Annotated in this window: 18 protein-coding genes; 5 read left to right on the forward strand and 13 right to left on the reverse strand. The window is 60.3% G+C overall.

What is annotated here, in order from left to right; all coding sequences use genetic code 11:
* Positions 1–8 precede the first annotated feature (8 nt).
* Entirely contained in the window at positions 9–281 is a 273-nt protein-coding gene (locus AC1DYO_RS03630; protein WP_477260373.1) for a WGR domain-containing protein, read from the forward strand.
* On the opposite strand, the gene AC1DYO_RS03635 is transcribed toward AC1DYO_RS03630, so the two are convergent.
* Positions 256–669, reverse strand: coding sequence for a hypothetical protein (locus AC1DYO_RS03635; RefSeq protein WP_477260375.1), 414 nt, complete (start codon positions 667–669; stop codon positions 256–258). The genes AC1DYO_RS03630 and AC1DYO_RS03635 overlap by 26 nt on opposite strands.
* Positions 666–935 (reverse strand): type II toxin-antitoxin system prevent-host-death family antitoxin, encoded by a 270-nt coding sequence (locus tag AC1DYO_RS03640; protein WP_477260377.1) that lies wholly within the window; start codon positions 933–935, stop codon positions 666–668. The genes AC1DYO_RS03635 and AC1DYO_RS03640 overlap by 4 nt, the downstream gene beginning before the upstream one ends.
* A gap of 196 nt (positions 936–1,131) precedes the next feature.
* On the opposite strand from AC1DYO_RS03640, the gene AC1DYO_RS03645 reads away from it, so the two are divergent.
* The gene (locus tag AC1DYO_RS03645) at positions 1,132–1,410 is read left to right on the forward strand and encodes an HU family DNA-binding protein (protein ID WP_477260379.1); all 279 of its coding nucleotides are present in this window, start codon (positions 1,132–1,134) and stop codon (positions 1,408–1,410) included.
* Positions 1,411–1,414: 4 nt separating this feature from the next.
* Here AC1DYO_RS03645 and AC1DYO_RS03650 read toward each other — a convergent pair whose 3' ends face one another.
* The 10 genes from AC1DYO_RS03650 to AC1DYO_RS03695 form a co-directional block, all read right to left on the reverse strand.
* A complete protein-coding gene (locus AC1DYO_RS03650) occupies positions 1,415–1,801 on the reverse strand; it encodes a type II toxin-antitoxin system VapC family toxin (RefSeq protein WP_477260381.1) in 387 nt (128 codons plus the stop codon).
* A complete protein-coding gene (locus tag AC1DYO_RS03655; RefSeq protein WP_477260383.1) occupies positions 1,798–2,043 on the reverse strand; it encodes a type II toxin-antitoxin system Phd/YefM family antitoxin in 246 nt (81 codons plus the stop codon). The genes AC1DYO_RS03650 and AC1DYO_RS03655 overlap by 4 nt, the downstream gene beginning before the upstream one ends.
* A 116-nt stretch (positions 2,044–2,159) precedes the next feature.
* The gene (locus tag AC1DYO_RS03660) at positions 2,160–2,471 is read right to left on the reverse strand and encodes a DUF736 domain-containing protein (RefSeq protein WP_477260385.1); all 312 of its coding nucleotides are present in this window, start codon (positions 2,469–2,471) and stop codon (positions 2,160–2,162) included.
* Positions 2,472–3,377: 906 nt separating this feature from the next.
* Entirely contained in the window at positions 3,378–3,785 is a 408-nt protein-coding gene (locus AC1DYO_RS03665; protein WP_477260387.1) for an XdhC family protein, read from the reverse strand.
* A 53-nt stretch (positions 3,786–3,838) separates the two neighbouring features.
* Entirely contained in the window at positions 3,839–4,303 is a 465-nt protein-coding gene (locus AC1DYO_RS03670; RefSeq protein ID WP_477260389.1) for an SRPBCC family protein, read from the reverse strand.
* Between the two features lies 1 nt (position 4,304).
* Complete coding sequence (locus AC1DYO_RS03675; protein ID WP_477260391.1) at positions 4,305–6,776, reverse strand: xanthine dehydrogenase family protein molybdopterin-binding subunit; 2,472 nt, start codon at positions 6,774–6,776, stop codon at positions 4,305–4,307.
* Positions 6,773–7,273: a (2Fe-2S)-binding protein gene (locus tag AC1DYO_RS03680; protein WP_477260393.1), complete on the reverse strand. Its 501-nt coding sequence runs from the start codon at positions 7,271–7,273 to the stop codon at positions 6,773–6,775. Before AC1DYO_RS03680 ends, AC1DYO_RS03675 begins: the two co-directional genes overlap by 4 nt.
* An 85-nt stretch (positions 7,274–7,358) precedes the next feature.
* Positions 7,359–8,228 (reverse strand): FAD binding domain-containing protein, encoded by an 870-nt coding sequence (locus AC1DYO_RS03685; RefSeq protein WP_477260395.1) that lies wholly within the window; start codon positions 8,226–8,228, stop codon positions 7,359–7,361.
* Positions 8,229–8,503: 275 nt separating this feature from the next.
* Positions 8,504–9,271, reverse strand: coding sequence for an SDR family NAD(P)-dependent oxidoreductase (locus AC1DYO_RS03690; RefSeq protein WP_477260397.1), 768 nt, complete (start codon positions 9,269–9,271; stop codon positions 8,504–8,506).
* Between the two features lie 9 nt (positions 9,272–9,280).
* Complete coding sequence (locus AC1DYO_RS03695; protein ID WP_477260399.1) at positions 9,281–10,234, reverse strand: cyclase family protein; 954 nt, start codon at positions 10,232–10,234, stop codon at positions 9,281–9,283.
* A 112-nt stretch (positions 10,235–10,346) separates the two neighbouring features.
* Here AC1DYO_RS03695 and AC1DYO_RS03700 point away from each other — a divergent pair, with 112 nt between their 5' ends.
* From AC1DYO_RS03700 to AC1DYO_RS03710, 3 genes are all read left to right on the forward strand, one after another.
* A complete protein-coding gene (locus tag AC1DYO_RS03700; protein ID WP_477260401.1) occupies positions 10,347–11,054 on the forward strand; it encodes a TetR/AcrR family transcriptional regulator in 708 nt (235 codons plus the stop codon).
* Positions 11,055–11,259: 205 nt separating this feature from the next.
* The gene (gene hisD / locus AC1DYO_RS03705) at positions 11,260–12,564 is read left to right on the forward strand and encodes a histidinol dehydrogenase (protein ID WP_477260403.1); all 1,305 of its coding nucleotides are present in this window, start codon (positions 11,260–11,262) and stop codon (positions 12,562–12,564) included.
* A 109-nt stretch (positions 12,565–12,673) separates the two neighbouring features.
* Positions 12,674–13,201, forward strand: coding sequence for a DUF1097 domain-containing protein (locus AC1DYO_RS03710; RefSeq protein ID WP_477260405.1), 528 nt, complete (start codon positions 12,674–12,676; stop codon positions 13,199–13,201).
* Between the two features lie 309 nt (positions 13,202–13,510).
* On the opposite strand, the gene AC1DYO_RS03715 is transcribed toward AC1DYO_RS03710, so the two are convergent.
* Positions 13,511–14,437 (reverse strand): ArdC family protein, encoded by a 927-nt coding sequence (locus tag AC1DYO_RS03715; protein ID WP_477260407.1) that lies wholly within the window; start codon positions 14,435–14,437, stop codon positions 13,511–13,513.
* Between the last annotated feature and the right edge of the window lie 346 nt (positions 14,438–14,783).

Below are 14,783 nucleotides of genomic sequence, written 5' to 3' on the forward strand. Positions count from 1 at the left end.
TCGGCCCCATGCTTAGCCCCGAGACAAGACCGGCCTATCTTCACCGTATCGACGCCACCCGCAACATGGCGCGGTTCTATTCGCTCTCGATCCAGCCGACACTGTTCGGCGGTGCATCGCTCATCCGCAACTGGGGACGGATCGGAACGAATGGCCAAGTCAAAGTCGAGACCTTTGATGAGCCGCAAGAGGTCGACAGCGCATTCATCCGGCTTGAGCGCGCAAAGCGACGGCGAGGTTACGTTGACCCGAGCGCTACCGGCGCCGATTTGCCTCGGTGAATGTCTTACGGCGCGCGATGAACTCACGCAGCAGCGGCAGGAAGAATGCCTTGCTGAACCTGCCTATCGGCGGCTCCGGCTCAAGATAAAACGATCGACCGACAATGTCGGTATTGAACTCGTCGAGGATGATCCAAAGACACAGGTCAGTATCGAGGCCTGCTCGTCGTTTCTCGATGGACGGAACCTCAACGGCGAACCTGGCCGGTTCCGGCTGCTTGGTACTGATCGGAAAGAACAGCACCAAATCGCCGTCAGGGCGTGCCATACGAACGCCAACGGCGACCGGCCTGTTCTTACGACCTTCGGTTTCGCCATGGCTGGCTTCGCGCGCCCACAGATATGGATAGCGGATGACGCACGCCGTCTCGATCTGGTCGTAGCTCATTGCCGCCCCGCTTCTTCCACCTCCGCATAGGCTTCAACCGCATCCTCGAACTCGGTGAGCAGGCTATCGGACATCGTTTCGATCGTTCCTGCTGCCCGCACATCGGCCTGGCTCATCAGCCGCTGATAGTCCTGGATATTGAGAAGCACCAGACGAGGCTTGTTGCGCTGAGTTATCGTGACCGGGTGGCGTAGCGCCTCTGCGATGATATCGCCGGATTTCCGCGATAGGTCACTGGTCGAGTAGGAGCCACTTGGCCGGAGCATTTTGCCCTCCTGATAATTGCTGTATTTGATGTTATATACGTCATTAACGTAATTGCTGCAATCTGCGGTCCAGCTGCGGCGGCCTTATCCCGACGGAAAATGGGGATTCTCGTAGGTCGCGGCAGTTGTCAGCTACCATTCTCTGGATTCTGCGTGTCAAACAGGAGGAGGAACAATACAAAAGGAGCCACCTTCCATGACGACAGCAAACGAAATCGCCGACAAGATCGCCGCCGACAACAGCCTGAACAAGGCGCAAGCAAAATCGATTGTCGATGGCGTCTTCAAGGCGATTGCCGACGCCTCTGCAAGTGGCGCCGAAACGTCGATTCCGGGATTTGGAAAATTCAAGGTGAAGGCGACGCCGGAGCGCGAGGGGCGCAACCCGTCAACGGGCGCCACCATCAAGATCGCCGCGTCGAAGAAGCTGACCTTCACGCCGGCTAAGGCGATCAAGGACACGCTCAACGGCTGATCTGTCAGAACCGGCGGACAGGCGCGGGATACTGTGCAACGAGATCGTCGACCGTCAGGAGCGTGATGCCTTCGACGATCGACTGCGCAATCAGGATACGATCGAATGGATCCTTGTGGATGGGCGGAAGCCCGTCCACGGCAACCGCATGCTCACTCGTGATCGCGAGTTCATGATATCCATTGTCGAGCAATCCACGTCGCAGCAATCGCGGATCGACAGTGAAGTCGCTGCGGCCGAGACCTCGCTTAATGGCGACTTCCCACAGGCTCGCCGCACTGAACACGAGATCATTGTCGGGATTCTCGATTTCAGCCATGGCTGCAAGTGGAAGCTGATCGGGCTCACCGGCCGCCCAGAGCAGGAGATGCGTGTCCAGCAGCAGTTTCATGCATCGCCGCCAAACAGCTGCTCGATTTCATCACTTCCCATCCGATCAAAATCCTCCGGGACAGAAACCTTGCCAGTCATAAAGCCGATGCGGCGCGCTTCACTGGCAGCGGGCACGTCTATGGCGACAACCTTGACCATCGGCTTGCCGGATTTGGCAATGATGAATGGCTCCCCCTTTGCTGCCTTGTCGATCAGACGCGACAGGTGCGTCTTCGCCTCATGAATATTGACCGTATGCATTGGCCTCTCCTTAACTTAGTCCATGTGACTTAGTCTCTTTGACTCGCTATTTCAAGCGCGACTCCGCAAGCATGCACTGAAGGTCCCACCTTGCGGCGGGACCTTCAGACGGGGCCTCAGTCCCGGTTCGGCCGGGACCAGATCAACTGGAGGCCTTCCTCGCCTTCCATCTCGATCAGGGTGGCGTAGATCGGAGCGGGGAAGCTCGGGTCGTCCAGTTTGACCGAGAGATAGTCGCGTTCCGTCTCCTTCGAAGTCTTCTGCCAGGCGGCACCGAACTCGACATTGCCGGCGAGGACGCGGAAGTCGGGAGCCTTGTCACTGGTGCGTTCTGCGCGAACGATCTTGGCCTTGACGTTGAGGTTGAGGGTTTTGATCGTCCCGTTGAAGCCGTTGCCGGTGGAGGTGAAGGTGCCGATGGTAGCCATTGTCTCATTCCTTTGGTTTCTCGGGCCGCGCCCATCGCGACCTCGATGGGGGTCGAAGGACTGGAGGCGATCGACCTGCACCCCGCAGGGGCCGAAACATCGTGAAGGGCGGCTGGAAGAGACTTTCTTGTTCCGCGAGGAATGGACGCGCAGCGACCAGGGGAAGAAAGTCGCGAACGGCCGTTGCGGGTATGAGAGCGAGACGGAGCGCAGCGAAGGCGGCCTCCGGTCAGACAAGCCACATCGAGGACGCAGGTGGGTGTGCCTTGTGTGAAACCACCGGAATGAAGACAGGCGATCCGCTATCGGTCGGCTACCTGAACAACAGGAATGACCAAGCCTGATCATGCCTAACCTGCTCGATGTGCGCTGACAAGTATCGTAGAGGCCAGCTCCAACCGGAAGGGTAGTTCCAAATTCCACGTGCCGGTCGAGAGATCACGAGTGGCGCGGTCGAAACCTGAGAGAGCGACGCTTGACCGTCACCTGCAGGAAAGTTCACTCCCCGGCCCGGAAACCATCCCACGCCAACGAAACGTTGGGCGAGGTGCCCCTCGCCTACGTGGTCTGGGCGGAAGGCCCGGTGGAGTTCGAGGAACCTCTAACCCATTGCCGCACCTTGCAGACGACTTACAAGCTTCCTGCGATCTTCGATCCACTGATGCGATTCCGGGCACCGGCTCTGGAAAGACGATCCGTTTTAAGTTGCGCGAACATTATATAGGCTAGAGCTGATGGGCATCGTCGACCATTGAACGTCGCCGTCGCAGCCAACGTCATTATAAACCTTCAAAAGCGAGGATAGTTGGCAAACAACGAAAGGTCTCCGGATGATTAAAGCAACAAAGTTTCATGGCGATTAAATGGCTCCGTGCGAGCAAGGCCGGCATAACGATCAAGCGTTCCTCAGGACCGTTTTTGGAAGCAGTTACCTTTGAGGTTGCTTGCTCCATGCTCCCCTACGACTTCTGAAAGCACGGAGATCGCCAGCGACTTGGGATCGCGGGAGGAGGGGATCAGGCCGATAGGCCCACGAAGTCGTGCCAACTCGTCGGTTGAAACGCCATTGGCCTTCAGCTGGGCAAGACGGGCGGTCTGTATCGCCCGGCTACCTTGCGCGCCAATGTAGAAAGCAGGGGTTGCCAGCATCCGTTGCAGGATTGCGGGTTCGTATTCGTGGTCGTGACAGACCCCCGCCGTATCGGCACCAGCCCGCAGATCAGAAAGGGTCGAAAGCGAGCGATCTGGCGTATCGGGCTCTCTGCCGCCTGCGCGGGCGCAAGGCTGGAGCCCTCGTGGCTCGGCACAGCGCATCTTCTCTCCTGCCGGTGATGGAGCATCTCCACGACCCGAGCCGGGAGCTTTCTTCAGGCCGCAGCAACATTCTTTGCGGCAATCACCTCCATGGCGAACTTGTCGAAGAACTGGCCCACCAGCTTTTTCGCCGTCGAGTCCAACAACCGCGCGCCAAGCTGGGCAATTTTCCCGCCCACATCGGCGTGAGCCTCCCATACAAGCAGCGTGACCTCCGGGGCTTCCTCATCCAGCCTGACCTTGGCGCCACCTTTGGCGAAACCCGCGATCCCGCCTTCGCCCTGACCTGCGATGACATAGCCGTTGGGCGGGTCCACCTCCGAGAAGGTGACGGCCCCCCCGAAGCGTGCCTTGATCGGCCCGACTTTCAGCACGACTTTCGCTTGCAGGCCCCCGTTTTCGGTCTGTTCCAGGCTTTCGCAGCCTGGAATGGCACGGGCCAGCACCTGCGGATCGTTCAGCGCGGCCCAGACGTAGGCGCGGCTGGCTTCGATACGGGTTTCGCCACTCAGTTCCATTTCACGTCCCCCCCAGAGCCTGCGCGTCGCGAATCAGACCACGCAGTTTCGAAGGAGGCAGCGGCATTGCATCCACCTTCACGCCAAGCGGGCGCAGCGCATCTTCGATCGCCGCGCAGATCGCGGGGGGTGCCCCCATGCGGCCACCCTCGCCACCACCCTTGATGCCGAACTCGGTATAGGGCGAGGGCGTCTCCACATGGCCCACGCGGACCTGCGGCGGCATTTCGTGCACTGTGGGGATCAGATAGTCGACAAAGGAGGCTGTCAGAAGCTGGCCGTTCTCGTCATACTTGAACTCTTCCAGCAGTGCCGTGCCAATGCCCTGCGCCGTGCCGCCTGTGACATGGCCCGCCAGCGTAACCGGATTGACCACCGTGCCGCAGTCATGCACAGCGACGTAGTCGAGGAAGGTCAGACCTCCAGTCTCGATGTCGATCTCGATCACCGGGATATGACACATGTGGCCCATGATCGGATAGAATATCCCCATATCCGTCCTGTCTTCATTCGGCATGGTCGTCAGCGGGTGGTCATAGGTATAGGCCGCGTCCAGACCGCCGGTCAGTTCAGGATCATCTGGCAGCGACAAGCGAAACATGTGCGAGGTCAGCGCGATCTCTGGAATGGTGACGAACTTGTTGACATGGTCCGCGCCAATCTTGCCGTCCTTCATCACCAGCTGATCCACTGGAATGCCCAGCATGTGGCCTGCGATCTTCATCATCTTCATCTTGACAATGGTGCAAGCACCAACCAAAGCGCCCGCTATCATTACGGTGTAGCGCGAGCCGCCAGGCCCGGTGCCCTGGAGCCCATTGTCGGTGTCGGTGTAGCTGACCGAGATGTCCTCCGGCGGCATTTGCAGAAGCTCGGCAAAAATCTGGACTGCCATGGTTTCCGGGCTGTTGCCCCAGAAAGGCGAGTTCAGCGCGATGTTGGCCTTGCCCATGGCGTCGATCTTGATCTGGACCGCCTCGCCCGAAGATGTCAGGGAAAAGCCTGCCTCGGGGTTCAGCATCCAGAATTCGGTCGAGGAAAAGACGCTGCGTTCCTGGCAGGTGGCGATGCCGATGCCAATATAACGGCCTTCCTTTCGGGCCTCTGCCTGCCTCTGGCGCCAGCCCTTGTAGTCCAGCATTTCCAGCGCCTTGTTGAGCACCGCCGGATAGTTGCCGCTGTCATAGAGGTTGCCCGTCGGGATCTTGTACGGGAACTCCTCGGGCTTAATGAAGTTCTGGTGGCGGAAGGCAACAGGGTCGAGGCCCAACTCAGAAACGGCGGCATCTACCATCCGCTCGATTACAAAGTTCGATACTTCCGAGCCGAAGCCGCGATAGGCACCCTGCTGGCATTTGTTGGAGAAAACCGCCTTCAAATCGAGATCGACCGAGCGGATGCGATAGGGCCCTACGATTTGCGAAAGCGCGTTGCCATGATGACCGACGCCGAACTGGAAATAGGCGCCGTAGTCGTCCACGCATTTGCAGCGCAGGCCCATCATATTGTTCTGCGAATCGAGCGCCAGTTCCGCATCATACCAGCGTTCCGATCCATGGTTGTCGCAGGCGGTGATGTTGTCGATCCTGTCCTCGATGTACTTTACCGGGCGGCCGGTGAGGCGGGCTAGAGAAGCGGCGAGGATCGGTACCTTGTGGGCGAAAAGCTTAGACCCGAAGCTGCCCCCGGTCACGCAAGGCACGATGTTGAGCTTGTGTGTGGACACGTTTAGCGCACCAGCCACGGTAAAGCCTACGTAGTTGTACATCGAACTGTTGCAGTGGATGGTGAACTTGCCCGAACCTTGGTCGAATTCGGCCACCGCACCTACCGTCTCCAGCGGCTGCGCGCCCGAGCGCGGCCAGTAAAGCTGGCGCTGGATCACATATGCGGCGTTGGCAAAGTCCTCGTCCACCGGGCCGAACTTGAACCGCCGTTCCAGTGCGACGTTGGTAGAACCGCGTTCGGGATGGATGATGCCATCTCCGGTTGCCTCGAGCGATTGCAGCGCATTTGCATTGACCGGCAGCGGGTCGTATTCGATCTCGATCAGGTCCAGCGCATCCTCGGCGATGTAGCGGCTTTTGGCGACGACGGCGACGACCGGCTCGCCGACGTGGCGCACCCGACCCACGGCCACGCAGCGTTGTTCCGTCGGCGGGTTTGAGAAGCACGGCAAGGGGCCTGTGGTCTTGGCGATGTCCTCGCCGGTCAGTACCGCCACCACGCCCCGCAGCTTTTTCGCCCCCTCGGTGTTGATCGACACGATGCGCGCATGGGCATGGGGGCTGCGCAACACCGCAGCGTGCAGCATGTGCGGCACGGCGATGTCGTCCACATAGCGGCCCTTGCCGGTCAGGATCCGGGGATCCTCGACCCGCTTCATGCTTTTCCCGATCCAGTTCAGCGCTTGGCCGGGTTTTTCCCGCTGACGCGAGGGCGGAATCTTCAGTTTCGTATCCAAGGTGGTCATGCTGCCTTCTCCCCTTCGGCTGCCCGCTCACGCAGGATTTCCGCCGCGCGTTCGATCGAGGTGATGATGTTCTGGTAGCCAGTGCAGCGACACAAATTGCCGCTGATGGACTCCATGATCTCGTCCTTTGTCGGGTTCAGGTTGTGCGCCAGAAGCTCTGCCGCACTCATCATCATACCGGGGGTGCAGAAGCCGCATTGCAGCCCGTGCTTTTCCCAAAAGGCCTGTTGGATAGGGTGAAGATTGTCGATGGTGCCCAGACTCTCGACCGTCTCGACCGACTGGCCATCGACCTGCACCGCAAAGCACAGGCAGGACCGCGTAGCCTTACCGTTGACCAGTACCGTGCAAACACCGCATGCGCCATGCTCACACCCCGTATGCGTGCCCGGCAGCCCGATCTCATGGCGCAGGTAATCCGACAGCAACAGGCGCGGTTCAACCTCGCTTTGGTGCAGTTCGCCGTTCACCGTGACGGCGATTTCACTTTTGGACATAGTTTCCTCCCTCAAGGCTTGGACATCCGATTCACTTTTGGACATAGTTTCCTCCCTCAAGGCTTGGACATCCGACGGATAGCCTTCAGGCGTGTCTGGCTGTGGCGATGGCGCGGGTCAGGATCCGCTCGGTCAGCGTACCGATGATGTCGCGGCGGTACTCGGCGCTTGCATGCAGATCGCCCGGCGGATCGGTCACCGCCTGCGCGGTGGCGGCGGCCTTGGCGATCAGGGTAGGATCGTAGGCGATACCCTCCAGAACAGCCTCGACTTTAGCCAGACGCACAGTTGCGGCGCCGACATTGCGATAACCGATCCGCACGTCGCGGCAGACGCCGTCGGTGACCAGCAGTTGCGCGGCACAGACCACCAATCCGAAATCACCCTTGCGCTGCGAAATCTCGGCGAAAGCATAGCCATGCCTGGCCGGGGGAACAGGAATGCGTATCTCAGTCAGCAGTTCTTCAGGTTCCAGCGCGACCGTGAAGGCGTCGACAACGAACGCCTCCACGGGGATTTCGCGCATGCCGCTTGTGCTCTGAGCGATCAGCCGCGCACCCATCACCGACATAATCAGCGGCATTTCGGAAGCCGGATCATTGTGGCACAAGCTGCCGCCCAGCGTTCCACGGTTGCGCACCGAATGGTGGGCCACATCGCGATAGGCCTCGACGATCAGCGGCGCATTTTGCGCCACCAGGTCAGACCCCAAAACTTCATTGTGCGTGGCAAGCGCCCCGATCCGAAGTTCCCCTGCCTCCAACGCAATCCCGCGCAAGGCATCCAGTCGGCCGATGTCGATCACTGTACCGAACTGCACCATACGCAGGTTCATCAGAGGGATCAGGCTTTGCCCCCCCGCCAGGACCTTTGCATCGTCCCCGTGCCGCGCAAGTGCGGCCAAGGCTTCGTCGACCGTTGTCGGCCGTTCGTATTCAAAGGCTGCTGGCTTCATGGCTTCTCCTCCCATTGTCGTGCAGGCCGCAATGCCGACGCGGAAACGATCCCGGTCCTGCCCACCTCTGCGGTGAAGGCTCAACGCACATCCTTACCGCAGACTCCTCCGAAGTCCTTATTTATCAGTCGAACATCAACAAGGATGCGTGTCAAGCGATTCGTTCAGTTAAGATACGGAAATATTTGCATAAAGAGCCCTTTCATAAGACGAATGCACCGCCCAGAAACTCGGGGGCGATACACAGAGAACGGGTCGGCCCCAACGTCTGGGGCCTAGTCGGCGGTCCACCCGCCGTCGACGACCACGGCGCTGCCTGTGACAAGCGCTGCCGCGTCCGAGGCAAGGAACACCACGGCGCCAACCACATCGCCGGGCGTGCCCAGGCGCCCCAGTTTGATCTTCGACACGATGGCCTCCCGTGCGGCAGGATCGGCCAGGAACGGCGCGGTCATTGGGGTTTCAATGAAGGTCGGACCGACGGTGTTCACGCGAATACCCTTCGGACCGAGTTCGACGGCCAGGGCCTTCGTAAATCCCTCCAGCGCCCATTTTGACGCGCAATAGATCGTCCGGTTCGCCGCGCCGACATGCCCCATCTGCGAGGACATGTTGATGATCGACCCGCCCCGCCCTTTGGCCATCATCTGGCCGCTGACCGCTTTGGCGGCAAAGACCGCCGCGCGAAGATTTAGAGCCAGCACAGCGTCATAGTCCTCTTCCGTCACGTTAGAGAGCGGTTTGGGGAGGTTCATTCCGGCATTGTTCACGAAGACGTCGAAAGCGGGCAGTTCCGCATTGATGGTGGCGAAGCCAGCCACGTCGCTAACATCGGCCACCAGATGGGTGGCCTTCAGACCCCTCGCACGGATTTCTGCGGCCCCTTCGGCGATTTCGCTTTCGGTACGGGCGCAGAGGGTGACCTCCGCCCCCATCACCGCCAGCCCCTGTGCGATCGACCGGCCAAGTCCGCGCCCGCCGCCGGTCACCAGCGCGCGGCGACCGGACAGCGATAACTTTTCGCGGATGTCAAAGCCCGACATGGCCCGCCGTCACTTGATGGCTTGCGGGTTGATCGGCGACCCGGCGCCGCCGGGCAGATGCAGCGGGGGCGCGAGGAAGAAGAACTCATAGATCTTGTCCAATGCACAATCCTCGGCCAACTCCTTGAGGTAGAATATCTCGCCCATGGCAATGCCCATGGCGGGGATCACCACCCAGTGCCAGGGCTGGTTCGCCTCGGCAGTCTGATTGGGGCGCACCTCGCAGCCCCAGGTGTCGGTGCAGATGCCCGCTACATCCTTGTCACGCAGCCAGAAACAGGTGTCGAAGCCCATGCCCGGCGCATCGCCTCCGGCGTAACCGGCCCAGTTACCGGCAGTGAGGCAGCGTTCCTGGTGGCCGGTGCGGACAAGGACGAAATCGCCCTTGCGGACTTCAACCCCCTGCGCCGCAGAGCAACCGTCCAGATCGGCGGGCGTGATCGGATAGCCGTCGTCCAGACTGTCCACGCCTTTCCAGCGCGCGATGTCCAAAAGGATGCCACGGCCCACCATCTTGTCGCGATAATGCTCGATGCCCAGCTTCTTCGCGCCCTTCATGTCGACAAGCTTGGCGTCATATCCGTTGTACATCTTGTCATCGAGGAAGATGTGGCACAGTGCGTCCCATTGGGTGGACGCTTGGCAGGGCATGCTGATCGCATCGTCAGCATAACGCAGGTAAGCTTTGCCGTCGCCATCCTGAACCCCCGCCGCCGCATCAGTGCCGGTGGCCAGCATAGTGTGAATCGGATTCCACCGTCCCCCGAACAGACCCGACTGAATAGGCTCCTTCAGCGACAAACCAAGCGCAAAGTTCCTCCCCTTCCGCACCAGCCCCGCCGCTGCGATGACATCGGCGGGCGTTATGTTGTTCAGCGTTCCGATCTGATCGTCCGCCCCCCAGCGCCCCCAGTTCGAAATCTTTTTCGCGGCGTCATGGATCGCTTGGCGAGTCAGAGTCATGGTGTCCTCCAGTACATTATCATGTGATAAATAAACCAGATCCTTTCAGGTGGTCAAGCATTGATTGTCATGCTAGGCAAATGTGGTCCCCGGCCCTAACCGCCTGAGCCCCATGCCGTCTAACAAAGCTGCACCAGCCAAACGTCGCCGCCTGCCGCCCGCCGAGCGGCGCGAAGCGATTCTGGAAAAGGCGATCAACCTGTTTGCCGAGCACGGCTTCGAGAGCAGCACGCGCGAACTAGCGCGGCAGCTGGGGGTCACGCAGCCGCTGCTCTATCGCTATTTCCCCAGCAAGGAAGACCTGATCCGCGAAGTCTACAAGTCGGTCTATCTTAACCGCTGGAATGTCGAATGGGACCAACTGCTCTGTGATCGTTCGCAGCCCCTGGATCAGCGTCTTCGTGCCTTCTATGAGAGCTACACCGACGCGATCTTTACGCGCGACTGGATGCGGATCTATCTGTTTTCCGGGCTAAAAGGGGCTGATATCAACCGCTGGTACGTGGGCCTTCTGGAGGAGCGCATCCTACACCGGATCATGAAGGAGTACCGCCATCTCGTCGAGATGGACGACGAGGCAAAGCCTGGCCCCGAAGAGCTAGAGCTGGCCTGGGCACTGCATAGCGGCATCTTCTATGCCGGGGTTCGCGAACACATTTTCGGCCTGCCCCCGACCGAGGATCGAGCGAGCATGATTGCCAACACCGTGCAGGTTTTCCATATGGGCATCCAAGCCTACTTCGCCCGCCGCGGCGCAGCAAAGCCCGCCTCGCACGGCCCGGGCTCCGCAACACAGGCGCGAGTATCCCGACTGGCCTGATCCGGCAAGCTAATGATACCCTGATAAGTTTGCAGGCAGCGGCGCAGACAATCTGTGATCAATCAGTCTATTTTCTGCTGCTCGGCCGCATTCTAGGCGCCCGAAGTTGAGCTATTGACTCTTTTAAGTTATCAACTGATAATCTACGTCAGAGCCGTCAGGTGGACACCCATGGCCGCGCGTCGGGCAACTCGGAGGAGGATTGATGGAACATCTCAAGCGCGGCAAGCCGCTCGACGAACGTTCACAGGACGACGCCAAGGTCCGGCAGATGGTTGAAACCACCCTGAAGGACATCGAGACCCGCGGCGACGCGGTTGTTCGTGAGCTGTCCCAGAAGTTCGACAACTACGCGCCTGCGTCGCTCCGCCTCTCGGACAGCGAGGTCGATACGCTGATCAACAAGGTCTCGGCGCGCGACATGGAGGACATCAAGTTCGCCCAAGAGCAAGTTCGCAAGTTCGCCAAGGCGCAGCGCGAGTCTATGCTGGACATCGAGGTTGAAACGCTCCCGGGGGTTTTCCTGGGGCACCGCAACATTCCGGTCCAGTCCGTGGGCTGTTACATCCCGGGCGGCAAGTTCCCTATGGTCGCCTCGGCGCACATGTCGGTGGCGACAGCCTCGGTCGCAGGGGTGCCCCGGATCATCGCTGCCACGCCCCCATTCAAGGGCGAGCCGAACCCCGCCGTGATCGCCGCGATCAAGCTGGGCGGAGCCCATGAGATCTATGTCATGGGCGGCATCCAGGCCATCGGCGCCATGGCCCACGGCACGCAAACCATCCGTCCAGTCGACATGCTGGTCGGTCCCGGCAACGCCTTTGTCGCCGAAGCGAAGCGCCAGCTTTACGGCAAGGTCGGCATCGATCTCTTCGCCGGCCCCACCGAAACATTGGTAATCGCCGACGACACCGTCGACGGCGAGATTTGCGCAACCGACCTGCTGGGGCAGGCCGAACACGGCTACAACTCGCCGTCGGTCCTCGTGACCAACTCGCTCAAGCTGGCCGAAACCACCCTGGCCGAAATCGACCATCTTCTGAAAATCCTACCCACCCGCGACACTGCTGCAAAAAGCTGGGAGGATTACGGCGAGGTCATCCTCTGCGACAGCCATGAGGAGATGCTTGACGTTGCCAATGACATCGCTTCGGAACATGTGCAGGTGATGACGGACCGCGACGACTGGTACTTAGAGAACATGCATTCCTACGGCGCGCTGTTCCTCGGGGCCCGCACCAACGTGGCCAACGGCGACAAGGTCATCGGCACTAACCACACCCTGCCGACAAAGAAGGCCGGGCGCTACACCGGCGGCCTCTGGGTCGGCAAGTTCCTGAAGACCCACAGCTATCAGCGCATCACGACCGACGAGGCCGCCGCCAAAATCGGCGCTTACTGCTCGCGCCTGTGCCTGCTGGAAGGCTTCGTCGGCCACGCCGAACAGGCCAATGTCCGGGTCCGCCGCTACGGGCACCACGATGTCGGGTACGGCATGGCCGCGGAATAGGCGGGGCAATGCCGATCACGGGACGATCGTCAGGTCCCACAAAAGCTCACGGCTGTGATTTGAGCATCACAAGGCGACTGATCAACGAAACAAAAGGGAGGAAATACAAATGGCTGCACTTCATGCGACTGTTCTTGTCTGCGGAGTCCTCGCAGGGCTGGCGACATGGATCTATCTCAGCGTCGGAACGATTCTTGTCTGGGCTGCCTTTCTGGCATGGGCCTGCTTCTTCCACAACGGGGCGACACCCGCGGCTCTCAAGTCCACTATCCTCTGCAACACATTCGGCGCGCTCCTTGGTTGGACCGCGGCGATGTGTATCGTCTTCCTTCCGTTCGGGGCGGCGCTGCCCTTCGCGGTCTGGGCCGGAATCGTGGTCACGATCACGGTGATGGTGGTCTGCTGGGCAAGTTCCGTCCCCGCACTGGCCAGCATTCCGTCGAGCTTCTACGGTTATGCCGCGTGCTTTGCCTATATCGCGCAGACGCCGGACATCTTTTCCCAGACTGGCCTCACAACTGTGGCACTGTCCAATCCATTTGTTCTGACCGCACTTTCCATGGCGGGCGGCTCGTTGGTCGGCTTCATCTCTGCCAAGGGTATCGGAGCTTTGGCGGCGAAACCTGCCACGGCCTGATCCGCGTCAGAGAACATGCTTCAGAAAATGGGGGCTACCCAAAAGCCCCCATACTTTCTTGGGTGATGCCGTTTAATTGTGGAAGTTGTGTCCACCGAGTTCTGTGGCTGGCAAATCTTACGAGCAGCGAATGGAAGGCCGAGTGGCAAGCCCTTTCCTGGTCTCAGTGTTCATTTGCATGACAGGTTCGAGCCCCTATACCCGCACATGTCGCACTTGCGCCCGCTCCAGTCGAACTGGCCGTCGGCGGAGTCAGTGCAAGAGCCGGCGTGGGCGGTCCGTCTTCTGGCGAGCTATGCGCGTGCAACATCAAGCTGCCTCCCCGATCTTGTCCATGTTGGGCTGGAGATTGTGCAGAAAGGCGACGGCACGCTGTGCGTGGGCTGCGGCCGAGACGATGAACCGCTTGTCGTTGGAGAGCACCTCGAGCCAGGATGCGAGATAGCTGGCGTGGTCCGGTCTCGGCTCCAACTCGGGTACGATGCCGAGATCGGCGCAAAGGAGGCAACTGCCAAGTTCGGCAATGAGCTCCTCCCTCGCCCGCTCGCTACGATCCCTCGCATAGCGGCTGAGATCGCGATTCACCCGATGGGGTGCCGCCGTCCAGTGGGTCAATTCATGACTCAGCACCGCGACATAGGAATCCGCGTCGCGAAAACTCTCGAATGGCGGCATTTGGATGTGATCGGAGGCCGGGGCATAGAACGCCTTTGCTCCGCCATGCCGGATGACGGCACCCGTGTTGACGAAGAAGCGATCAGCTACGGCGATGCGCTCGACGGGATCAGTCATAATGGCGGGCGTGCTGTAGTAGTGGCCGGGGAGACCCTCGATCTGGTCGACGCAGAAGACCGTGTATGCCTTCAGGAACGGAATCGCCCGTTCGACCTCATCTCCCCTCGCGTCGGTCTCCGTCTTTGTGAAGCGATTGGCGTAGACGACGACCGTGCCCGTCTCCCCCTTGCGGACATGGGCACCAAGTTCGGTTGCCTGCTTGAATGTCATCCAGGTCGGCGAGGTAAGGCCGCGTGCGAGCGCCTCCGACCACAAAAGGATGACGTTGATGCCCGAATAGGGCTCGCCGTTATGGCGGAGCGGCCGCGTGATGCGGCCTGTCGTGTTGGCGACGCTCCATGGCTGTATCCATGGCCGGACGCCATGCTCGAGCTCGGCGACAATGCGACCGGTAATTCGCGCGTAGACGTCGACACGTGGCTGTTCTTCTTTCCTGCTCATTTCCAAGATCTCCGTTAGAGAGGCGCGACCATCGCGGCCTGTCACGGGGTCCGGTGTCTGAGGGCCGCAAGGTCCGCGCACCCAAGGAAGATCGATCGGTAGAAGGGGAATTGTCGGCAACGGGCCGAAACGAAAGTGGAGGACGGCGAAGCCGTTGCGCTGGGCTTCGGACCTCAGCAGGACCGCTATCCGCGACGGGCCGCGATGGGCGGGGCCCGACCTTTTTTCATTCTTTCGTTTTTGAAAATCTTGTCGGAGCGGCTTCGGTGGTGACACCCAAAGAGGCCGGTCCCGATCGGACCGGCCCGTTGCCGTTGCCAGGAAGATGGCGGGACCGAAGCCCCGC

It is taken from the genome of Mesorhizobium sp. P2_F5 (genome assembly GCF_056403715.1).